Annotated in this window: 20 protein-coding genes, 1 pseudogene and 1 riboswitch; of the genes and pseudogenes, 7 read left to right on the top strand and 14 right to left on the bottom strand. The window is 48.6% G+C overall.

What is annotated here, in order from left to right:
- Window positions 1-23: 23 nt before the first annotated feature.
- The 7 genes and pseudogenes from MHH93_RS24750 to MHH93_RS24720 form a co-directional block, all read right to left on the bottom strand.
- Window positions 24-1346, bottom strand: coding sequence for an SGNH/GDSL hydrolase family protein (locus tag MHH93_RS24750; RefSeq protein WP_500056178.1), 1323 nt, complete (start codon window positions 1344-1346; stop codon window positions 24-26).
- Window positions 1347-1552: 206 nt separating this feature from the next.
- Window positions 1553-1843, bottom strand: a complete 291-nt coding sequence (locus MHH93_RS24745) for a hypothetical protein (protein WP_500056177.1) — start codon at window positions 1841-1843, stop codon at window positions 1553-1555.
- A gap of 230 nt (window positions 1844-2073) precedes the next feature.
- Window positions 2074-2936 (bottom strand): annotated as a pseudogene (locus MHH93_RS24740) (inositol monophosphatase family protein).
- 107 nt (window positions 2937-3043) lie between these two features.
- Window positions 3044-4045 carry a UV DNA damage repair endonuclease UvsE gene (gene uvsE, locus MHH93_RS24735; protein ID WP_500056176.1) on the bottom strand — a complete coding sequence of 334 codons (1002 nt, stop codon included), beginning with the start codon at window positions 4043-4045 and terminating at the stop codon, window positions 3044-3046.
- A 154-nt stretch (window positions 4046-4199) separates the two neighbouring features.
- Window positions 4200-4523 carry a hypothetical protein gene (locus MHH93_RS24730; RefSeq protein WP_062837611.1) on the bottom strand — a complete coding sequence of 108 codons (324 nt, stop codon included), beginning with the start codon at window positions 4521-4523 and terminating at the stop codon, window positions 4200-4202.
- A 30-nt stretch (window positions 4524-4553) separates the two neighbouring features.
- Window positions 4554-5654, bottom strand: coding sequence for a D-alanine--D-alanine ligase (locus tag MHH93_RS24725; RefSeq protein ID WP_500056175.1), 1101 nt, complete (start codon window positions 5652-5654; stop codon window positions 4554-4556).
- A gap of 138 nt (window positions 5655-5792) precedes the next feature.
- Window positions 5793-6812, bottom strand: a complete 1020-nt coding sequence (locus tag MHH93_RS24720) for an amidase domain-containing protein (protein WP_500056174.1) — start codon at window positions 6810-6812, stop codon at window positions 5793-5795.
- Between the two features lie 359 nt (window positions 6813-7171).
- On the opposite strand from MHH93_RS24720, the gene acnA reads away from it, so the two are divergent.
- On the top strand, window positions 7172-9886 hold the full coding sequence (gene acnA / locus MHH93_RS24715) for an aconitate hydratase AcnA (RefSeq protein WP_124118742.1): 2715 nt from the start codon (window positions 7172-7174) through the stop codon (window positions 9884-9886).
- A gap of 129 nt (window positions 9887-10015) precedes the next feature.
- Here acnA and MHH93_RS24710 read toward each other — a convergent pair whose 3' ends face one another.
- The 5 genes from MHH93_RS24710 to MHH93_RS24690 all read right to left on the bottom strand — a co-directional run bounded on the left by MHH93_RS24710 (window position 10016) and on the right by MHH93_RS24690 (window position 13566).
- Window positions 10016-10225 carry a hypothetical protein gene (locus MHH93_RS24710; protein ID WP_500056173.1) on the bottom strand — a complete coding sequence of 70 codons (210 nt, stop codon included), beginning with the start codon at window positions 10223-10225 and terminating at the stop codon, window positions 10016-10018.
- A gap of 12 nt (window positions 10226-10237) precedes the next feature.
- Window positions 10238-10795, bottom strand: a complete 558-nt coding sequence (locus MHH93_RS24705; RefSeq protein ID WP_500056172.1) for a VanZ family protein — start codon at window positions 10793-10795, stop codon at window positions 10238-10240.
- 28 nt (window positions 10796-10823) lie between these two features.
- Window positions 10824-11687, bottom strand: coding sequence for a M15 family metallopeptidase (locus MHH93_RS24700; RefSeq protein WP_500056171.1), 864 nt, complete (start codon window positions 11685-11687; stop codon window positions 10824-10826).
- 99 nt (window positions 11688-11786) lie between these two features.
- Window positions 11787-12875 carry a sensor histidine kinase gene (locus tag MHH93_RS24695; RefSeq protein WP_500056170.1) on the bottom strand — a complete coding sequence of 363 codons (1089 nt, stop codon included), beginning with the start codon at window positions 12873-12875 and terminating at the stop codon, window positions 11787-11789.
- On the bottom strand, window positions 12868-13566 hold the full coding sequence (locus tag MHH93_RS24690; protein WP_500056169.1) for a response regulator transcription factor: 699 nt from the start codon (window positions 13564-13566) through the stop codon (window positions 12868-12870). The genes MHH93_RS24695 and MHH93_RS24690 overlap by 8 nt, the downstream gene beginning before the upstream one ends.
- Before the next feature lie 119 nt (window positions 13567-13685).
- On the opposite strand from MHH93_RS24690, the gene MHH93_RS24685 reads away from it, so the two are divergent.
- From MHH93_RS24685 to MHH93_RS24670, 4 genes are all read left to right on the top strand, one after another.
- Complete coding sequence (locus MHH93_RS24685) at window positions 13686-14636, top strand: helix-turn-helix transcriptional regulator (RefSeq protein ID WP_500056168.1); 951 nt, start codon at window positions 13686-13688, stop codon at window positions 14634-14636.
- Between the two features lie 81 nt (window positions 14637-14717).
- The gene (locus MHH93_RS24680) at window positions 14718-15560 is read left to right on the top strand and encodes a zinc ribbon domain-containing protein (protein ID WP_500056167.1); all 843 of its coding nucleotides are present in this window, start codon (window positions 14718-14720) and stop codon (window positions 15558-15560) included.
- 497 nt (window positions 15561-16057) lie between these two features.
- Window positions 16058-16225: a hypothetical protein gene (locus tag MHH93_RS24675; protein WP_017690769.1), complete on the top strand. Its 168-nt coding sequence runs from the start codon at window positions 16058-16060 to the stop codon at window positions 16223-16225.
- 74 nt (window positions 16226-16299) lie between these two features.
- A complete protein-coding gene (locus MHH93_RS24670) occupies window positions 16300-17091 on the top strand; it encodes an aspartate/glutamate racemase family protein (RefSeq protein WP_500056166.1) in 792 nt (263 codons plus the stop codon).
- 329 nt (window positions 17092-17420) lie between these two features.
- Here the strand turns inward: MHH93_RS24670 and thiC are convergent, their stop codons facing one another.
- Together thiC and MHH93_RS24660 are read right to left on the bottom strand one after the other, a co-directional pair.
- Complete coding sequence (gene thiC, locus MHH93_RS24665) at window positions 17421-19238, bottom strand: phosphomethylpyrimidine synthase ThiC (RefSeq protein ID WP_500056165.1); 1818 nt, start codon at window positions 19236-19238, stop codon at window positions 17421-17423.
- A gap of 382 nt (window positions 19239-19620) precedes the next feature.
- Window positions 19621-19734: riboswitch (TPP riboswitch) on the bottom strand.
- A 148-nt stretch (window positions 19735-19882) separates the two neighbouring features.
- Complete coding sequence (locus MHH93_RS24660) at window positions 19883-20626, bottom strand: IclR family transcriptional regulator (protein ID WP_076216717.1); 744 nt, start codon at window positions 20624-20626, stop codon at window positions 19883-19885.
- Window positions 20627-20985: 359 nt separating this feature from the next.
- Between MHH93_RS24660 and MHH93_RS24655 the strand changes: the two genes are divergently transcribed.
- Window positions 20986-22011 (top strand): alpha/beta hydrolase, encoded by a 1026-nt coding sequence (locus tag MHH93_RS24655; RefSeq protein WP_500056164.1) that lies wholly within the window; start codon window positions 20986-20988, stop codon window positions 22009-22011.
- 155 nt (window positions 22012-22166) lie between these two features.
- On the top strand, window positions 22167-23447 hold the full coding sequence (locus MHH93_RS24650) for a Fe-Mn family superoxide dismutase (RefSeq protein ID WP_500056163.1): 1281 nt from the start codon (window positions 22167-22169) through the stop codon (window positions 23445-23447).
- Window positions 23448-23452 lie beyond the last annotated feature (5 nt).

Here is a 23452-nt window from a genome sequence, read left to right as displayed (position 1 = left end):
CATGTTAAAGCATGAAATATATCTTACGGATTAACAAAAACAGTTTTCAGCTTCGCTACATATTGCACATCAAAGCCAAGACCTTCAGCCACCATGGCAAGAGGGACATAGGTTTTGGATTCCTTGCCTACCTTATTCAGGAATGCAGGTGTATCCACGGTAACCGATGCTCCATTTACTTTCACAGCATTGGCACCAATCTTCACAGCCACCTTTCGGTCTCCATATGTAATGGTTGCGGTTGAAGTCTTGTTATCCCATACCGTTGTAGCACCAACAGCGTTCACGATATCTTGGATCGCCACAAAGTTTTTGCCGTTACGAATAATCGGTTTGTACGGTGTATTCAAGGTTTTGCCACTCACGATAATATTCATGGGTTCACCTGTGGCAGGTGCAGTCAGCTTGGTGTAATCTCCCCAGATCGTTTTGGCAAATACTTCGGCAATGGCCGCATATCCGAATTGATTCGGGTGGAAATCACGATCTTTGATCATATGAGTCATTGTGCCTTCACCGCCAACAAACTCTTTGGCCACGTGTGCAACTTTGACATCAGTACCTTGAGCAGAGAATTGAGCCGCGATTCCATCAATCGTCTGAGTGAAGCCTTGGGAGGCCTCCATAAGTTTGGCATAGAGTGCCTTGCCTGCTACTTCTGGCATCGGTTGATACTGGTCGGCGATAACAATTGTAGCGGTTGGATTAATTTCATGGATCGTATTAATCGTTGCACTAACATTGTCTGTATATGTTGCGAGTAATTCTTTTACCTTCGCTTGCAGTTCCTGATCACTCAGTTTGTCGGCTGTACCGAGAAGCTCAGATACATCATTCCCCCCAATGGTAATTGCAACCAGATTGGCCTGTGCCACACTCTCACGGATTGCAGCAGTATTGGCTCCGATCTGCCCCGCTCTTGGATCAGGAAGACTTGGTTGAATGGCTTCAGAAGTCAGCGTTTTGCCATCCTTAATTGCAGTGGTGAAGTTTTTCAGGCCACTGGTCTTAAGTCCCGCAATCCCGTAGTTATCCACCTGTGTACGTCCATGCAGCAAACCTTGCTCCTGCAAACGTTCTACATAACCATAAGGCAACTCTTTCGTGTTGGGCTCATAACCTACCGTTATGGAATCACCCAATGTGACAATGCGGAACTCCTTCGTTACAGCTACTGCATCTTTCTTCGCAGTCAGCGAAGTCTCATTTGAACCCGCAGGCAATATGCCAGTTTTGGCATCTGCAGCGTGTGCAGGCAATGCCGACGATGTGAAGAGCAACATTCCTGCCAACATGCTTACCGTTAAACCAGCAGCAGTATTTTCCCATATACGTTTACGCTTCATTCGGGGTAACACTCCTTTTCGTGAATTCATCTTAATTCACACTAATATATAGTACATCGCTCATTCCAATGATATAAGTTCGTGTTACTCTATTCTATCATTTTAAAGTAGCCGTTGTCCTCTCTACTGAGAGCACACATGAAATAACAGACTCCCTGATGGGGGCCTGTTATTGGTGAAGTACAACTATGACGTTCAGTGATTCATTAAGATTGCGGCTTATCCGAGTCCTCGGTAATTGAACGACCCTTGTCGCTCTCCGGTTTGTTCCCGGCAGCTCGCTCCAGATACCGATCATAACGATCGTCCACTTCGCGTGCCATCTTCCGGTACTTTAACGTTTCCTCGACAATCGGATCACGTTCTGTCTGGATTCGCACTTCATATTTGGGAGGAATCAGCTGGCGTTCACGCTGATCGGTGTCGCCGGACTCTTCCATGTCCCCTTCCGTCAGCATATCACTGAGCCGTCGTTCCAGTTCTTTGGATTCATCCATTGTTCTCGCTCCTTTAATTAAAGTCATACATGCGTTAAATATTGCTATTGTACTTTCACTTCGTATACAGAATCATCTTCCGATCGCTGTTATCCCCAGATTTCTTTGATTCCCTTTTCCAAGGAAGAAATCAGGTGATAAAGGCGAGCACTTCGTTTCTTCAAATGCTTTCTGTCCCCTCCGTTAATGTACAATTACAGGTTATTAAAGCATCGATGAGTTGAACTAACTCACTCCAACCCGGTAGCCTTCGCTTCCTTCAGCACATCCGTCAGTGCATCATGGATTTTGCCATTACTGGCAACGACATGACTTACTGACAGTTGATAAGGTGTTCCGATGGTATCTGTTACCTTACCGCCGGATTCTTCAACCAGCAGCGCACCTGCGGCAATATCCCACGGTTTCAATCCAACTTCGGTATAGGCGCTGAGACGTCCTGCGGCAACATACGCCAGATGAAGGGCAGCAGATCCGCCTGCACGCAAGTTACGAACTTGCGGAGCCAGCGCCTGCACAGCAGCCATATTCAGTGGCAACGCAAAGGTTGTGTCTGCCGGGAATCCAACCGCAATCAGGCTCTGAGCCAGTCCCTGTTCACCGGATACTTGCATCCGGTTGCCGTGAACGTAAGCTCCTTTACCTTTTTCCGCAACAAACATTTCATCACGGGAAGGGTCGTAGATCACGCCGACAATGACTTCACCATTATGAGCCAATGCGATGGACACCGAATAAAACGGGAACCATGTACGAAGTTCGTCGTTCCATCCACAGGATCAACAATCCAGAGGAATTCTTCTTCCTCGGCCTCTTTCAGTGCTTTTGCCGAAGCTTCCGGTCCCGGTTCGACGCCTTCTTCCCCCAGAATGGCATGGTGAGGAAAATGCGTAAGAATCAGGCGGCGGATCATCTGCTCCGCTCCTTTATCCACTTCGGTCACCAGATCTTGGGGTGAATATTTGGTGCCAAGTTCAGCTACCGTCCCAAGACGGCTTTTGATCCATTCGCCAGCTTTGGAAGCTGCATTAATGGCAACGGCAGTATAGCTTTTGCTTGTCACGACATAAGGTGTCTTTTCCTTCTCATTCAAAGCGTTCACTCTACTTTCTATATCAATCTACGAAAAGTTGAAATACTTGTTAAAAGTATACGCCCCACAGGTCGTAAAGTTTCTCGTTGCCCAGGCCCCTTTTGGCACTACGGATGAATGATGACGGTAGACTCATCCACCCACTCCACACCCTCTTCGTGATAGAATGCCAGTTTCTGCATCAGCTGCACAAGTGCCTCATCTTTGCGTTTAGCCTCGATCATCACGTCAAGCCTCGGGGTATCTGCTGCGATATGACGCAAGAAGTCAAGCAAAGGCTCTACCTCCACACCATCGGCATGACCTCGCAGATCCTTTTCACTCTTCGGACTGGAGACATGGATTTTGGGTGGCAATGGCTGATCAGCCGGTGAATCTGCCTGGGCAAGCGGTGACTGCCAGGTCTTCAGAATATCAGCCCACAGATCCCATGCCTGTTCTCCTTCGTTATTCACCCAATGGTGGTGAATATCCAGTACCATTGGCAATCCCAAGCGTTGGCACACGGCAAGTGTCTCAGGCGCATTGAATGTTTTGTCATCATTTTCGAGTGTGAGCCGCTCCTGAATGTCCCGATCCAGCTTCAAAAAGTTTTCTTCAAAACGAAGCGCCGCCGAAGGCTTGTCCCCGTATGCACCACCAATATGTATATTGTTCTTGGCAGTGGCATTCAGTCCCATGGCATCCAGCATCCGAACATGATGACGAAGGTCGCGAATCGAGTTGCGCAGCACTTGCTCACGGGGTGTACTAAGTACGGTAAAATGATCCGGATGAAAGGATACACGCATATGATTTTCCTTCACAAAATCACCAATGGCCGCAAAGTCCTGCTTCAGAGCCGGGAACGGGTCCCAGTCATTCAGATCCTCATGTGTTGCCAGTGGAATCAATTTGGAAGAGAAGCGATATACATGAATATGGCTACCCTTGTTGTGCCTGAGTAAACGTAATGTATTATGCAGGTTCTCGGCTGCAATCCGTTCGAGCTTGCGGATCGCTGCTTCCCTGTCATCTATTTTGTTAAAACTCGACATGGTCATGGTCCGGGAAGGGGAGGCGTTCTCTATAAGCACGGACATGGCCACGTAACCAAAGCGTACGAGCATGAATTTCTTCCTCTCTATTAGGGCGGAGAACCCGCACGGCATATTCAGCCGCAGGATGTACCGTCACTGTATATAACCAAGTTTTACCCTAAAAGAGTGACCATAATCGTATTCTGGCAAATCAGTCCTTCCAACCCGCACTTAAAGTCAACAACTATTCCTGTGCTTGTTCTCCAAAGAACATCTCATCAGCAAGCGCGGTCTGGATACGTGATTCTTCCTCCGTCAATTTGCGGATCAGTTGCATCTCCACTTCAGTTACCTCTTGCCCCTGGAAGTTGATCTCTGCAATGGAAACCACGATCTTCACGATGGCTACAGCCACGTTATCCGGTGTATATGCAATCACTTTCTGGCCGGTAGGAAATACCCGGAAGCCCTGTTTGACCATTTTGCCGCGTCCATATTCAAGCAGTTCGAACAGCTCCTGCTCACTCTTGAACTTGCATACGGAATTGAATTCAGTCTGAAATCCCATGCATATCCCTCCTGATCTTGTGGTTGCAGGCTACGCCTGTACGCCGTTCTCGTAATTCAGTGCCTGCTTGCGGTTGTAACGCTCCAGTGCCAGCTCAATCATGCGATCCAGCAATTCGGCATACGATACACCTGTCTCACGCCAAAGAAGTGGATACATGCTGTATGGTGTGAAACCAGGCATGGTGTTCACTTCATTAATAAGCAATGCGCCGTCATTTTTTCGAATGAAGAAGTCCGCACGTGAAATGCCGTTACCTTCAATCGCACGGAACGCCTGCAAAGCTGCCTCGCGAATGCGATCTGCGGCCTCTGGGTCCAGTGGAGCTGGAATCAGCATCTGTGATTGACCATCAATATACTTGGCTGCATAGTCATAATACTCACCGGAGGATACGATCTCGCCTGGAACGGAAGCCATGGGCTCATCATTGCCGAGGACGCTGACCTCAACTTCACGTGCTTCAACGAACTCCTCAATAACAACCTTCGTATCATACCGTAGGGCGAACTCGACAGCTGTCTTCAGCTCACCGCGGTTACGCGCTTTGGAGATGCCTACACTGGAGCCCAGATTGGCCGGTTTGATAAAACAAGGATACCCCAGTTGATCTTCGACCTGTACGATCATTTCGTGCTCTGTCTGCTTCCATTGTGTAGCATTAAAATACGTAAAGGCACATTGGTCGATGCCAGCCTGTGCGAACAGCTTTTTCATGACCACTTTGTCCATGCCGCCAGCCGAAGCCAGTACGCCTGCACCTACATATGGCATATCCGCCATCTCGAACATGCCCTGAATGGTGCCATCCTCGCCAAACGTACCATGCAGCAGAGGGAACATCACGTCCAGCGCTTCTGCTCCGCCATACAAACGGCCAAACAATGCGTTCAGCGCATCCTGCGTTCCACCCGCCGATTGCTCCAGCTTCAGATCTTCAATCCGCGCGAACGGCGCATGCATGACAGGTCCTTTTTTCCACGTCCCCTGCTTGGAGATATAAAAAGGAACCAGTTCATACTTCTCGTAATCAAATGCGTTTGTTACAGCAAACGCCGTTTGCAGCGACACCTCATGCTCGCCCGATTTTCCACCGTACACGACGCCTACTTTTAATTTATCCATACTCATGTGTACCCTCCGATTATCTGTGCCTGATGCTGTCATGCTTGCATGCTCAGCACCCTTGTTTTTCTGCTTGTTTTACCCTTGTCTTATTTTACACGGAACTGGATGTCTGCGTCACCGCATCCCGAAAATCTTTCGTCATCAAAACTCATCTGCAATATGAAAAAGCCGGTATACCGTCCGCTCCGTCCAAGCGTAAGAATCCCGGTAATCCCAAAATCGGTGACGGCTGCTAACCGTATGTGCGTTAACAAGCGGCATACCGCCCGCATCAAACGCAGTCACAACGGTGCTGTGCTGAAATCGTCCATCTCCATCCCAATCGTAGAGAATAACATCGCCGAGCATCAGCTGCTCAGGACGCTCCACTTCTGTCGCGGTCAGACCCCAGCTACTGCCTGACAAATAACGCTCCAGACTGTTGGAAACTGCCCAACTGTAACTCCACATTTCGGAGCCGTTCACATACCCTTTATACCACCAGCCAGCTTCTCTTCTACCAGTATAGTGGATGGGTGCGCCCCCTGCAAAGAGACATTGGGACACGTAATTGGTGCAATCCACATCAAATTCCTCAAATGCCGGATTCCCCGCATTCCACCACCGATCTGCATAGGCAACTGCCAGATCTCTGCGATATGTCTGTTGCCGTGAACTTCTTCCTTGACCCAACACTTCCCGATTCAGCAGCGGCCGATTCATCGCCTGTACAAAATCAGCTTGTTGAAACGGACGCCCTTCCCCCGCAGGGCGACGCTCCGGCACTTCTCGCTCGACCCGTCCAATGATCCATCCACCACTCTGCCGCAGAAAGGTTAACCGCTCCCGCTCGATCCGGTCCTCCCGGTGGGTGATACCGCTCTTCTCGTAGAACAGTCTGCTGTACAATTGTACATCCACCACTGCTTCTTCCTGTCCATCCATAAGCGTGCGCACAAGCTTGGCGCTGGTCTCGCTGCGAAGAGGCACGGCGCGCCGCTTACGATACCATTCGTCCAGCCTTGCCATACGCTCTCCCCGTTCCACCACGAAGTCAGGATCGGTAACGATCCGTTCGCTAGTCTGTGGACGGTAGTCGATCTCACAGCGATTGTACTGGTTCACGTAAGTATATAAGGCACTCTTCCATTCCCGTTCCAAGCCTGTGTCCCCCTTTGGCATGAGTTATGTCCGGAATATTCATTGCGTATAAACTCCTACTATTCATATGAGAGGGTCTTCGGTTGTATGTACACGGCTCGGGAGACAAATCTAAAATTCGGCAAATACAGGTACACGAGATTTCTTATTCCTGCCCGCTTCACGAAAACGCCTTCATCGGTTCAAAAGCTTGCTTGATCAGGCAAAAAGACCTTTACGTACGGAGGTGAAAACGGTATACTTAATACTAAAGTTATGATTATGAAATTACGTTTCATCTGATGAAACTAACGAACAAGAACACGGAACGATGAAGGCCTGTTCTTCACCTAAATGAACGTTTTCTTCATCTCACCGACACATCCCAAGGAGGTACATGTATGTCAGCAAAGAATCATTTCTCCGCCGCTCGCAGTCTTGAGGTCGGAGGCAAGTCTTACCGCTACTACAGTCTCGATGCTCTTCAGGAAAACGGCCACGGCGATCTTTCCAGACTCCCTTTCTCCATTAAAGTGTTGCTTGAAGCAGCAATTCGTCAATTCGACGGACGTGCCATTACCGAAGAACATGTAAAACAACTGACCGGCTGGGCAGATGGCCGTGACAATAACAAGGAAATTCCATTCATCCCTGCACGTATCGTACTGCAAGATTTCACCGGTGTACCGGTTGTCGTTGACCTCGCTGCAATGCGTGATACCGTGAAAAAAGCAGGCGGCGATCCAAAACAGATCAACCCGCTCGTACCCGTCGATCTCGTTATCGACCACTCCGTTATGGTTGATGCCTTCGGTACCAACGATGCACTGGATTACAATATCAAAGTCGAGTTCGAGCGTAATGAAGAGCGTTACCGCTTCTTGCGTTGGGCGCAAACGGCATTCAACAACTTCCGTGCCGTTCCACCATCCACAGGGATCGTTCACCAGGTTAACCTGGAGTATCTGGCTTCCGTGGCAGCAACGAAAACTGTTGACGGCGAGACCGTTGTATTCCCGGATTCCCTCGTAGGTACTGACTCCCACACCACCATGATCAACGGACTTGGCGTTGTTGGTTGGGGTGTTGGTGGAATCGAGGCCGAAGCAGGTATGCTGGGCCAACCCCTTTACTTTGTAACACCGGACGTTATCGGCTTCAAACTGACTGGCAGCCTGAGTGAAGGCGCAACAGCAACGGATCTGGCACTGACCGTTACCCAATTGCTTCGTAAAAAAGGCGTTGTTGGTAAATTCGTAGAGTTCTACGGACCAGGTCTTGCCAACATTGGTCTGGCTGACCGTGCAACAGTAGCCAACATGGCACCAGAGTACGGCGCTACGATCGGTTTCTTCCCTGTTGATAGTGAAACGTTGAACTATCTGCGCAGCACTGGCCGTCCTGACGAGCAAGTGGAGTTGGTTGAAGCTTACTACAAAGCTCAAGGCATGTTCCGTACTTCCAGCACCGTTGACCCTGAATTCACAGATGTGATTGAACTGGATCTCGGCTCTGTTGTACCAAGTCTTGCAGGACCAAAACGTCCACAGGATCGCATCGAGCTGACACAAATGAAAGAAAGCTTCAACAGCATCATCCGTACACCTGTAGATAAAGGCGGATACGGGCTGAGCGATGAGAAAATCGAACAAACCGTACCTGTCAAGCACCCGAACGGTTCCACCAGTGAACTGAAGGCAGGCGCTGTTGTGATCGCGGCGATCACAAGTTGTACGAATACTTCGAATCCAAGTGTTATGGTTGGAGCAGGACTGCTGGCGAAAAAAGCAGTTGAACGCGGCCTGACCAAGCCAGGATATGTGAAAAGCAGTCTGACTCCAGGTTCCCTTGTTGTTACCGAGTACCTGGAAAAAGCAGGCCTGATTCCATATCTGGACCAACTCGGATTCAACGTTGCCGGCTACGGCTGTGCGACTTGCATCGGTAACTCCGGCCCACTGCCAGACGAAGTGAGCGAAGCGATTGCTGAGAACGATATGACCGTTGCGGCTGTATTGTCCGGTAACCGTAACTTTGAAGGCCGTGTGCACGCACAAGTTAAAGCCAACTATCTGGCATCTCCACCACTCGTTGTGGCATATGCACTTGCAGGTACTGTGAATATTGACTTTGAAACCGATCCAATCGGTTATGATACGAACAATGAGCCTGTATTCCTGAAAGACCTCTGGCCTAGCTCCGAGGAAATCAAGGATACCATCGCTAGTTCCCTGAACGCTCAGATGTTCCGCAACAAGTACGAGAACGTATTTACAGCCAACGAGCGTTGGAATGCGATCTCTGTACCGGAAGGCGAATTGTACGAGTGGGACCCGAATTCCACATACATTCAGAATCCTCCGTTCTTCCAGGAGCTTGGCGACAAGTTGAACGATATCGCAGATATCCGTTCTGCACGCGTGATGGCATTGCTTGCGGATTCCGTAACAACGGACCATATCTCGCCAGCAGGTAATATTGCGGTATCCAGCCCGGCTGGATTGTACTTGAAAGAACATGGCGTAGAGCGCAAAGACTTCAACTCCTACGGTTCACGCCGTGGTAACCATGAAGTCATGATGCGTGGTACGTTCGCCAACATTCGTATCCGTAATCAGGTAGCTCCGGGCACCGAGGGTGGTATCACGAAGTACCTGCCAACGGACGAAGAAATGTCCATCTACGATGCTTCCATGAAGTATCAGGATGAAGGACAGAACCTGATCGTTATCGCTGGTAAAGAGTATGGTACAGGAAGCTCCCGTGACTGGGCGGCAAAAGGAACATTCCTGCTCGGCGTCAAAGCCGTTATCGCAGAAAGCTTCGAGCGGATTCACCGCAGTAACCTGGTCGGCATGGGCGTAATGCCATTGCAATTCCAGGAAGGTCACGGCTGGTCCAGCCTTGGTCTGAACGGACGTGAAACGTATGACATTACTGGCCTCAGCAATGATGTGAAGCCAGGACAAGAGTTGAAAGTTACCGTAACTCGTGAAGACGGTACACAATTCGACTTCCCTGTCATCGCTCGTCTGGACAGCATGGTCGACGTGGATTACTACCATAACGGCGGTATCCTGCAAACCGTATTGCGTCAAATGATGAAAAAAGCTTAATGATATAAGTCATTAATGTGATGAAGTTATACAAAAAAGCTCCTCATTACGTGCAATTAGCACGTAATGAGGAGCTTTTGTTATATATGAAAATGCTCACTTTTGCTCGAACTTTGAACCAACTGCCTGCTAATGCCCGATGTGGTGCGAGGCTTGATCGAACAGTTGAATCGTACCCATGATCAGAAACAGACATGACATCATTATTAGCGAACCTCCGACCCATCTCGACATGATCACTCGCTCTGCAATCTGTTTCTCCGAAGCATCCGTTACCTTGTGTGGATACACGAGAAACATTAGCCCTACGCTAATGAACAGTATCGGGATGATAATCAACGTAATCCCTCCTTACACGTGACTCTCCTTAGTGGTTAACTTCGTCGTATCGCGGGATTCTCCTCCCACCAACACCCTTTTCAGGCCAATGGCCATGGTGAAAATGATATATCCAATCAAGCCGCCTAGCGTATTAAGCAATAGATCATCCACATCGAATATCCCCATGCCAGTCACTAACTGTGTCACTTCATAACCCAGACTGAGAATTAGGGACAGCAGGAACACCTTTACTCCAGAGAATAACTTGTTGCCCGTCAACACAGGAATGAAGATACCCAGTGGGATAAAGGCTAGAACATTTCCTACTAGATGGATTGCGGTGCCCGGACGATGTATCGACAGGCTGTTCCAGTCTCGTGAAATTTCCTGAAATGGCGTCAGGTTGATAGTTCGTGTATGGATCAGACCCGGTTGTTGCAAGAATGCCATAAGTCGAACCTTTACGACGCCAAAGTCGACTGGACTTCCTTTGAACAGAATCAGCTTCGTAAGCAGATATACATAGATCATGAAGACGGCAATCCAAAGGATGTAATGTTTGCTTTTCTTCTGGTTGTTCTGCTTCATGTTGTTTCGCCTCCCTTGCGTTGCCCTGTTATTTCTTTACGGTGACGATGACACCATGCATGTTATCACCCGATATTTCAGTTTGGCCTTGCTCAGGTATGTAAACGGTCATATCTTGGGTGGCTCCATAGTAGCGAATATGATACACCTCACCCTCTACCTCCACATTAATGTTCTCTTTCTCTTTTAGCAAATCCAGATACTCTTCCAGCACCAGATTATTTTTATACATGACAGCACTGTGCGGCAGCCCTACATATCGAAAGTGCCATGGTTCATACTGTATACCCGTGATGCGCACTTTATCCTTCGGATAACGCAAAACAAATCCGTATTTCCATGCATTCTTCTCCAGCCATGCCCCCTCTGGTGCTTCATTCATGGCAGCCAATGTGGAACCGACATCCAGGGATAACCCGAGATTGTGCTCACTGTGACCGGCAGGCAGTGCGTAGTCTTCACCCTTTTCCTGATACAGCTCGTCCTGCTTCGCAAAGTCCCTGTACCCGCTGCTGACAAGAAAATATCGGACTCCCTCTTCGCCTGCTGCTTCAACCATTCTCCGAAACTCCTGTGCCACCTGCCGGGATAACATGATTTTCCGATCCATGATTCCATATCCACGAAGCAGATCATCCTCATCCGCGACATATACAATATCCGATTTAACCCCTTCCTCGTGAACGGGGTATTGCTTATTAACCAGTAACAAATTGCCCTTATGTACCTGATCCTGAATATTTCCCGTTACAGATACCGTATAACCTGCGGGATTTTCACGCGTGTTCTGAATCTCGATAGGTAGCTCATCCTTTTGATGAATCCATCCTGGTGATTGTGTAACGATATATCCGATCAAAACGATACATATTAAAAAGCCCCACTTCTTCATGCTTGTTCCTCCTTTTACCTCATACATCAAGGATAGACAAAACAAGTTAAAGAAAAAGCAGGGCATTTTTAAAGTTTTTCTTAAATTTGACGTCGAACCTCATTGCATTAGGGGCAAACGAACTTCAAATAACGTCCGTACCACATCACTCTGGGCTGAAATTGTACCGTCATGCTGTTCCACGATATTACGTGCTATGAATAAGCCGAGGCCTGTCCCACCCTCCTGAGGGGTTCTGGCACGATCTCCGGTATAATACATATCGAAAATATGTGGCAATTCCTCTGGACGAATATGTCCGCCATAGTTAATCACCTGAATGATAACCTGTTCTGCATCACGATATCCGTTAATATCCACGTACATGCCGTCCTTGCCGTGCCGTGCAGCGTTAATCAGCAGATTCTCGAACACACGAGCCAGCAACTCGCCATCACCGGAGATGGTAAGGTCCGTGTCTATTTCCAAGCGGGTGACCAGTTGGTTCTTTTCAAATACAGGATAGAGCTCTTCGTTCATCTGTTTCAGCAATTCACTAAGATCCAGTGGAGCCTTATTGATCGGTAGCATGCCATAATTCATGCGGGTAATTTCGAACAAATCATCAATCAGCTTCTCCAGACGCTGTGATTTGGTGAATGCAATCGATGTAAAATGCCGAACCTGCTCCTCTGTCAGCTGATCATCCTTCATAAGAAGATCCAGATAGCCCAGCACGGAGGTTAACGGTGTACGCAGATCATGCGCAAGGTTTACGATGAGCTGGTCTTTGCTGTTCTCTGCAAAGTCACCTCGTTCCATCGCCTCCCGCAGCTTCTGGCTTGCCATATTCATATCCTCCGCAATCGAACCCAATTCATCCTTGGACGAAATCTGAACACGATGCTGAAAGTCTCCGTTCGCCAAGTGATTAATGCCTGCGGAAATCTCTTTGAAATACGTGACATAGGGTCTCGTAAACAAGTAGAAAAACAAAATCGCAAGCGGGATGAAGAGCAGCATAAAGACATATAGATCGCCAATACTTCTCATGATATTGCGATATTCCGCCAGCGGATCTTCTCTCCTGACCCCTGCATAATACATCTGCAACAGCCTGTACACGATAAATGTTACGGCGCCAGAAGACAGCATGCTCAGACCAAGCAGCATAATCATCGTTGTGCGAAAGCTTCTGCGTTTAGTCATTGAACGTGTACCCCACGCCCCAGATCGTTTTGATAAACTTGTTCTTGTCCACATCTTCTCCGAGCTTCTTGCGCAGCGTCCGAATATGTACCATAACGGTATTGCCACTTTCGAAATAAGCCTCTCCCCATACCTTTTCAAAAATGCTTTCTGCACTGAAAACCTGTTTTGGATTGCTCGCGAGCAACACTAAAATATCAAATTCCTTCGGTGTTAAATCCAGCGGTTTACCGTAAAGCGTCACGCTATGCTGCTCCGGTACAATGACAAGTCCGCCCTTTTCCAGAATCGAGCGCTGAACCGCCGCTGTGGACTGGCTGAATTGCAATGAGCGCCGCAATTGAGAATTCACGCGTGCTACAAGCTCCATCGGGTTAAACGGTTTGGTCATATAGTCATCGGCACCCATCACGAGCCCCGTAATTTTATCCATGTCCGAGGTTTTGGCACTCAGGAAAATAATCGGAAAATGATGCTGCTCCCGTATTTTGCGGGTCACCTCATACCCGTCCATACCCGGCATCATAATGTCCAGTACGGCCAAATCAATGGCATGTGTCTGAATCGCCTGTAGTGCTGACTGTCCGTCAGATGCCTTGACGGTATGATAGCCTTCTTTTTGTAAATGCAGAGCAACCAGATCTGCGATCTCTACTTCATCGTCCGCAATCAGAATCGTAATTCGCTTCATTGCTTATTTCACTCCTATATGGGATGCTGGGCAATATAATACCTATGAATCTAACAGATAAGTTCCAGATAAACAATTGAAAGCAATGTTATCGCCATAAATGAAAGGACATTAAAACTATGAAACTGGAGCGTTTGTTAGCCATCGTTGTACTGCTTATCAACCGGGGGCGATTACAGGCCAAAGACCTGGCCGATATGTTTGAAGTTTCCATCCGGACGATCTATAGAGATATCGACACATTGGGACAAGCCGGAATTCCGGTCGTGACCTATCAGGGAGCAAGCGGAGGCATCAGTCTAGCGGAAGGGTATCGTCTGGATCGCAATCTGTTAACCGACAAAGATCTTGTTTCCATCGTCACCGCCCTGCGCAGTATATCGACCTCACATACAAATGCTGCACGTGAACTGTTGGTGGAAAAGCTAAGCAGTATCGTCCCGGAAGCCAAAAATGAAGATTTTCAAGCCAGCACGCACCGATTCATCGTGGATCATTCAACGTGGACGCACCCTGAAGCGCTGCAACAAAAATTAAAAGTCATTGATCAGGGAATCGATCAACTACAATGCATTTATTTCGCCTATTGCAGCGCCGAAGGTGCACAGACCTATCGTACAGTTGAACCACACACGCTTGTGCTGAAGAGGCACGCATGGTATCTGTATGCTTTTTGCCATGAACGAAATGAATTCCGCATGTTCAAGCTGGTTCGTATGAAAGACGTTACTCTTACTACAGAGCACTATGAACGAAAATCCATCAACCTTCAAGACCGGCCGTGGCAGCAGGAATGGAGCCGGCCAGACAACCAGATTGGGATTACCCTGAGATTCCATGCCCGTATCCGTCATCTTGCGGAGGAATGGTTCGGTATTGAAAATGTATTGCCTGACAGGAATGGGTATTATATCAGTCAGGTCGCTTTTCCAGAAGATAACTGGCTGTATGGCTTCATCTTGGGCTTTGGGGCGGATGTTGAGGTCCTGGAACCGTTGCATATCCGGGATAACGTGTGCCGTATAGCCGAACAAATTGTTCAAAATTATAAAACCTCCGCTCAAACCTGACAGACAGCTGTCCAGTTCCTCCCCGTATACTTCAAATATGTTCAGGTTGAAGTTGCATATATCCCCAAGGAGGAATGAAAGATGAACGTTACGGTATGTCAAAGTTGCGGTATGCCGCTCACCACCCCTGCCCAATTCGGAACGGAAGCAGATGGAAGTACAACCCGTGAGTACTGTATCTATTGTTACAAAGAGGGCAAGTTCGAGCAGCCAGGTATTTCACTCGAAGGCATGACGGAGATGTGCACCACCATTCTGAAGGACGAGGGTATGGATGAGGAATCCGCTCGTTCGATGTTACGCAACCAACTGCCCTTTTTGAAACGCTGGCGTAATGAAGGAAATGTAGTGAACGGCCAGGACGGGACAGCCACTGTCGCTAATGCACCTATTCATGCCGGAGTACCGTCATCTGACGTTTCTTCTGCGGTAAACGACGCTCTGCTTGCCGGGGAACCCGTTCGCTATGTCACCCTTCCGAGCAAACGCCTAGCCGGACTGTCCGCACGTACGACCAATGCGATTGAGATGAGCGGCCAAGGCAGCATCGGTGCGTTATGGGGTCGTTATTTTGCCTCCGAATATATTCCGGCTGCTGAAGCTGCACGCTACGGCTGTTACACGGATTACGAAGATGGCATTGTCGGAGAATATACCATTTTGATCGGACATGAAGTCGGTGAGAATGAACTGCTGCCTGAAGGATTCGATGAGGTGCAGCTACCTCCTGCTACTTATGCAGTGTTTACTTCGAGAACCGGACCAATGGTTGAAGTGGTCAGTGAAGTGTGGGAAGCAGTATGGGCGTGGAGCCATCAGAGTGACCGCACATTTACGGGAGATTTTGAGTACTACGATGGGCGGAGTTTAGACCCGGAGCATACACAGGTGGATGTATATATTGCGGTAAAAGAACGCAGGTAACAGAAGTACTACTAACGGATGCCCCTCTTCAAGAAGGGAATTTAATGAGAGAATCGATTAAGAAAATCTGTAGCTGCCAAGAGGTCTTGGCAGCTTTTTTGACATTTTATGAGCAATATACCCCGACCATAGAACCAAGTTAGTTAGCATATATCATACCTATTCACTTGGACATATGCCTTATAGGCGAGCACCATTGACTTTCCTAAAATTAGGACCATTCGCATAACAACCGATACCACGCTCCCATACCCTGCCTTTTATATCAGGTTCTTTATTCCTGAATTTCCCTAAAACCGTTTACATCTTCTGAATACTGGGTAAAATCACTACATCCGAGTCGGAATTACGATTCAATTCTCGCTTCTTCATGTAACAAGTCATAGTGCCTATATGCGTACAGGGTGAATTCATTTTATCTCGACCAGCAAAACTACTGTTGAAAATACATATTAATAACCGATGCATGTCCATCATGCACGTAAGGAGGAACCAAGATGATCCGCATGCCTATTCAGCAAATGATCCCGTATCACCACCAATATCCGCGCAACACGGCGACCACTGCGCCCAAAAAGGAAAATGAGAACACTCAAGGCCTATCCTTCCATGAAATTTTACAGCAAAAAATGGCGAAGAAAAATGCTTCTCCTTCCCTTAGATAAAATGGATGCTGGACGATTGCCAGTCCAGTTATGAACCGTCTTTCCGCAACTTGGCGGAAGGGCGGTTATTGGCGTTGAGCAACAAACAACTGTACAGTTCTCAGGTATGTTTCTATAATAATCTGAATATCTACGAGATCCATGACATATTACAAACTGGAAAAGGGGATTTAGCCATGATCACCATCGGTTGTTTTCACGCTCATTATTCCAACATCGCTTTAATTGAAGAGAAGCTTGCTGATCATGAAGTTGAATTGGTGCATTATGTCGATCCAGGTCTGGATCGTCTTAAACATGACGCTGACTTTTCCGATGCCGTCATCCACCAGAAAGTAGCTCAGACGCTCCGATGGATCGTCGAGTGTCATGCCGATGCCATTCTGGTCACATGTACTCTGTTTGCGACAGTACTGGAGCAGGAAGCCACACAGGTCCCTGTGCCTGTGATTGGCATAGATGACCCGCTATTGCAGGAGATGCGGAGAGTACCAGGAGATTACATCATAGCCTTCACCAACCCGGCAACCATTGAAGGAACAATGACACGGGTGAATCAGGCAGTACAGCAAGAGGATGAGAATGGGCAACCATACGTCGCAAATACATATCAGACGGAAGCGGTATGCATCCCTGGGACATTTGAGTTGATTATGCGTGGGGACCAGCAAGGATATCTCGAAGCGGTACATGAAGGATTACAGCAGATTGCTGAACAGTATCCGGGTAAAACGGTAGTGGCAGCCCAACTGTCCATGGCTCCCGCAGCTGCACAGGTTACAGCAGACACAGGCATTGCGATGCATACCCCATTGGCATTGCTTACGGCGTATTTGGAGAAGAATTTGGGCATAGCACTACAATGAACTCACCTACTGAATATCACAAATAAACGAGGTGAACTAGTATGCGTTTCCTCTATATTGTTTTACTGTTTATAGCAGGTTTTTCCTGTTCCGCATTTCTATACGGAGGAGCACCAAAACTCAGTGACGCTCTTTTATTTGTTATCGCAGGAATTCTGTATAAGATATGGACCACTGACAGTCACAAAGCTAATTCTGAACAACACGGAGAGCGCTCATAGAGTTTAAAATCATATCATTGAATCAAAAAAAGCCGTTCTTCTCTGCAATGACAGAGAAGAACGGCTTTATCTCTATTTCAGACTGCCCAGTTTAAGCTGTACCGGCGCCTAGGAGCGTGTCCGATATTCCTCGGCCTTTTCCTGCATACCCGCTGCTACAGCCTCATTCTCGGACAATCCTTTATCCGCCGCAAAGGCACGGATGTCCTGCGTAATACGCATGCTGCAGAACTTTGGTCCGCACATGGAGCAGAAATGAGCTTCTTTGGCTCCTTCTGCTGGCAGCGTCTCATCATGGTAGGATAAAGCCCGTTCCGGGTCCAGTGACAGGTTGAACTGGTCTCTCCAGCGGAACTCGAAGCGCGCCTTGGACAACGCATCATCCCGGCGCTGGGCACGTGGATGGCCCTTCGCCAGATCGGCGGCATGAGCAGCGATCTTGTAGGCAATAACCCCTTCGCGTACATCATCCTTGTTAGGCAGGCCCAAATGTTCTTTTGGCGTAACATAACAGAGCATGGACGTGCCGAACCAGCCAATCATGGCCGCCCCAATGGCGGACGTGATGTGATCGTATCCTGGCGCAATGTCGGTCGTTAGCGGCCCAAGTGTGTAGAACGGTGCTTCTTTACATATCTCCATCTGCAAGTCTACATTCTCCTTGATCTTATGCATCGGCACATGCCCCGGCCCTTCGATCATCACCTGCACATCATGCTTCCACGCGATCTGCGTCAGTTCCCCAAGCGTAGCCAGTTCCGCCATCTGTGCTTCGTCATTGGCATCGTAGATACTGCCAGGACGAAGTCCATCTCCCAGTGAGAACGCCACATCATACCTTTTCATAATCTCGCAGATTTCTTCAAAATGAGTGTACAAAAAATTCTCCTGATGATGCGCAAGGCACCATGCTGCCATAATGGACCCGCCCCGAGACACGATGCCTGTCATCCGCTTGGCCGTCATCGGGATATAACGCAGCAGCACGCCTGCATGAATTGTAAAGTAGTCCACGCCCTGCTCTGCCTGCTCAATGAGTGTGTCACGGTACAACTCCCAGGTCAGCGCTTCCGCTTCGCCATTCACCTTCTCCAGCGCCTGATAGAGCGGCACCGTGCCAATCGGCACAGGTGAATTGCGGATAATCCACTCCCGGGTGGTATGAATGTTTTTGCCTGTGGACAGATCCATCACCGTATCCGATCCCCAGCGTACCGCCCAAGTCATCTTCTCGACCTCCTCCTCGATGGAGGAAGATACAGCGGAATTACCGATATTGGCATTGATCTTCACGTGAAAATGACGACCGATCAACATCGGCTCACTCTCCGGGTGATTGATGTTGGATGGCAGAATGGCCCGTCCACTCGCCAGCTCCTGACGTACAAATTCCGGCTCCACGCCCTCACGAATTGCGGCGAATTCCATCTCTGCCGTAATGACTCCCTGTCTCGCGTAATGCATCTGGGTCACACAACGTCCCGTCTGTGCCCGCAGCGGTTTGCCGCGCAATCCGGGGTACTCTTCGGCGCCGGCTCTCTTCCCTCCAGGCTTCAGTCCGTTATCCTCCGGTTTAACTGTACGGCCCTGATAAGCTTCGACATCGCCACGCTCTGTGATCCAACGGGTGCGCAGAGCTGGCAGACCTGCACGGATATCCGCATGGAATCCGGGATCGGTCATGGGGCCGCTCGTATCGTAGACACGCAGCGGTTCGTTATGCTCCACCCCTTGGGGAGTATTCGTGTCATGAAGGGCTATCTCACGCTCCGGAACAGCAATGTCCGGCCGTGAGCCCTGAATGTAGACTTTGCGGCTGCCCGGAAAGGGCTGAACCCGTCCGGCCGTTCCTGTTTCTTTTTCAACCTGCTGATCATTATGTCCCTGTTCCGTCGCTTGTTGTCCCGTTTGATGTCCTGTACTCATGTTCGCTTGTCTCCTCCTCAGTGTTTGTCGCTTGTTTGGTTGGTTTCATCATTAGCTCGCTTACGTACCTGTCCCAAATCATGCGCAATGCAGAGAAGAAAAAGCGATCCTACAGCAGACCAGCAGAGACATTTCATGTACAGTTCACAACAGACCCGAAATTAGCACATATCATGGATCTAAGCCAAGAAATCTCTTTTCCAAGCCCACTTTCGCAGGTTATTGAAAAAGCAGTCCATGGAGTGTGTGTTATATCGCCCGTTCACTGTAATAAAAAAAGCCGGTCCCCGAAGGAACCGACTTTTATGTCCATCACCAATAATGCTCCTGGTTGCAGCTCCTTATCGGGGACCTTCAAGAGTCACACATATGGTGGTTGTGGTCATATCGCCGATTACTTCCCTACGCTGGTATGATCCAGATCAGGTGCAAAGGGTCCAGAATCTCATGCGATTCCGTCTCAGTCCGGACAATTCGGACTCCCCCAGTAACGTTAACAAGTTGCGGCTTACATCAGCCGCCGTTCATATTCAATGAAGCTGGCCCCGCTGGGCCGTCCATTACAGAGTAGCGCAACCAAAACATAAAAACAACCTTTATATTCCAGATCACTAACTTCATTGGTGACAGACCTTACCTCAACATCAAGATAACATGAGCCCCATCTGTGTAGCAGCTTCCTTTAGCACAGGTGCGTATTCGTGCAAAGTCTCCTGCGAAAGTCGGCTGACAGGCCCTGAGACCGAGAGAGCAGCTGCAATATTGCCTCGACGGTCCATAATCGGTACAGATACCGCGGCAGCTCCCGGCTCACGTTCCTCATAACTCGTCGCATATCCGTTATCCCGTATATCTCCCATTTGCGCCAAATACACCGCGGGATCAATAAACACAGGCCATTCCGGCCCGTTCATCAGTTCCTCACGATCCTCGTCCGTGGCAAACGCCATCAAGACTTTGCTGGAAGCGCCCACGGACAACGGGAGTCTAACACCGACAGGAGCGACTCGGCGTATCGCCTGATCACTTTGCACAGCCTGAATCCGAATCCGTTCACTGCCATCCCGCAGGTACAGACTCACGGTCTCCCCCAATCGATCTCTCAGTCGCTCCATCGCAGGCAGCAGCAGAATCGCCGGATCATCACTGCGGGACATATGAGCTGACAGCTCCCAGATTCGGATGCCAAGTCGGTACTTCTCTGTTGCTGCATCGCGGATCACGAACCCTCGATCCTCCAGCGTAGCCATCAAACGGTGTACTGTACTTTTGTGCAATCCGATCTGGCTGGCAATTTCGGTAAGTCCCAGATCACTGCGTGTGGTAAAACATAATAATATATCCAGCGCCCGTTCAACAGCCCGGACGGTTAACTTGCGATCTTCCATGGCATAATGCCCTCCTCATGTTTCATCACATGAAACTTGGTTACATAAATTATATGAGAAACGGTCTCATCTGTAAACCAAAAAGAGCCAAAATTGAAATAAGCGTAAGCATAAATTGTTCCTTTTTATAAGACTTAATCCCCTGTAATTTACACACTAAGGTAATGTTACCCATATATCTTAAGAACTATATAACAATTGCGTAACAAATGCCCTCAATCAATTGACTTTGACTATATTGGAACATACGATAAAGATATATTATCTTAAGATATCGCTCTGAAGCAGGCTCTGAAATAAACGCAATTCTCTTTTCATGTCGTTGTTATCTTCAACTGAACTTCAAAGGAGGGGCATTCATGTATCCAACATCCCAGAGCGAAGCCCCGCTGCATACAAAAGTGTCCGATCTGCCCTCTTCGTTATCACCGAGGCTAATTCGGTTCAAACATATTATCGTAGCGTTGCTGCTCTCCGTTGTATTTTTTCTACTGTTTTGTTTTATTGCACTGCACGGTTATATCGCATGGGTATTATCCAATCCAACGGTAGCGCCTGTCTTCTCCAATCCAATGCAGGCCAAAAATATGAAATACGAAGACATTACGTTCCCGGCAGCAGATGGCAGTCGGACGATGCAGGGATGGTATATACCTGCTGACAATGCCGCAAGCAAAACAATTATTTTCAGTCACGGCTATGGTGCCAATCGTGAAGAAACATGGGTACCCATGTATGACCTGGCACACTATGCCCATCAACTTGGGTTCAACGTGGTCATGTTCGATTATGGCTTCGCCTCACAGGTGAACAAAGCTGTAGCCACAGGTGGCAAAGCGGAGTCTCAGCAATTACTGGGTGCCATCCAGTTCGCCAAGCAGCGCGGTGCGCAGGAACTGGTTGTCTGGGGTTTCTCCATGGGTGCCGGTACCGCGCTTCAAACCGGACTGATTACACAGGAAGTGGATGCGATGATTCTGGACAGTACGTTCCTGCTTGAGCCGGATACGCTGTACCACAACATTCATAACCAGATCGATCTCCCGCGTCAGCCTACACTGGAGATTATGAAGCTGTTGTTCCCTGTTCTGAATGGTACCGGATTGCAACAGATTCCTTACCAGGAAGTGAAAAAGGAAGATTATCCGTTCCCGATTTTCTTCATTCATGGTACGCAAGACGAGAAAGCACCTTACCCGATTGCAGAGCAACTCGCTGCCAACCAGACCAATCCGTATTCGGATGTATGGATCGTCCAGGATGCGCACCATGAATTGATCTTCCGGGAGCATCCAAAAGAATATCTGCGCCGTGTCTCCACGTTCCTGAGTCATGTAACGAAGACAAGCAGTGACGATGTGCAGAACACGAATAGTGGAGAATAACCTATCTAAATAAATTAAAATTCTGTTGATTCTTGAGCCCCTCCGGGGCTCTTTTTTTTGCAATCATAGGACAACAGGCTCGCGGAATATACTCTTGGGACGCATGAAAAGACAGTCTGCATGCAATGAATTCATCTGAAGGAGGTTCAACATAGATGAACTGGTATGGATATGGCCACCTGCTGCCTCTCCGGATATTGGAGGAAATCCGTTTCTGGAAAGAGCAGGAGAAAGAACATACACTTGTCATTCGTGCTCTGGTTCCTGATCTGGAGCCTCCATATGTCAAACTACTGGAAGAATGGGAAGCTACCTTTGCGAACAGTGAGCGAGTAGCGAACCAGCTCTTAAAACAACTATTGCCCGCAACCCATCCACCCGCTCCCTACATCGTTCGTTGTATCGATCAACTTATGTCTGCAGCTCGGCAGCAATCGAGAGAATTCATCAAACAGCTATATGTTCTTCTGGAGCAAAGTGCTGCGGTGCAAGCTGTTCCGCTTGCCAAAGTACTTATTCTACATTTCATCCGCGAATCGGAGTATTTTCTGGGCGTATTGGATACGCTTGGCCAACCTGGCATCTTGCGAGAAACAGATTCGGAGCCGTCACTTTTTCTGGAAAATGCACTGCATACGTCAGGGGCAGAAAGCATCCATCGCCAAGCTTCAGAAGCTCCAACTTCTCCCGATGAGAGTGTAAACGCACCTGCTAGTTCAGCGCAGATTCAATCCGCAACCGTGCAAGCACCTTCTACCGGGACAACACAAGCCACGCCTGGCTCTACAGCACCTCCCGTAAAAGAAAAGCCGGTGCCCATTGGAGGGCATACCCTGCCCCCCCTCCCCTATGCGTACAATGCGCTGGAGCCACATATTGATGAGCTAACGATGCGTATCCATCATGACAAACACCATCAATCTTATGTGGACGGACTAAATGTAGCAGAGAAGAAGCTGGCAGAATCGCGAAAAAAGAATAATTTTGAACTCATCAAACATTGGGAACGTGAACTCGCCTTTAACGGCGCAGGCCACTACCTGCATACGATCTTCTGGACAATTATGAATCCTGCTGGAGGCGGTAAACCTTCCGGTATGCTCGCAGAGCAGATCAAGCGGGATTTCGGAAGTTATGAAGCGTTCAAGAATCAATTCACAGAAGCTGCGAATAAAGTGGAAGGCAGTGGCTGGGCGATGCTTGTCTGGAGCCCAAGAGCACATCGTTTGGAAATTTTGCAGGCGGAAAAACACCAGAACCTGTCCCAGTCCGATATCGTACCGCTCTTGCCCCTGGATGTGTGGGAACATGCCTACTATCTGAAACACCAGAATGAACGCAAAAAGTATATCGAGGATTGGTGGAATGTCGTCTACTGGCCGGCTGTTGCCGAGCGTTACGAAACGGCACGCAAGTTGTTGTGGCCACCTTATTAAGCGCG

The organism is Priestia sp. FSL H7-0729, from assembly GCF_038005685.1.
Lineage (GTDB): Bacteria > Bacillota > Bacilli > Paenibacillales > Paenibacillaceae > Paenibacillus.
The sequence above is the reverse complement of the archived record's forward strand: the minus strand, read 5'-3'. Positions and strand labels throughout refer to the sequence as shown.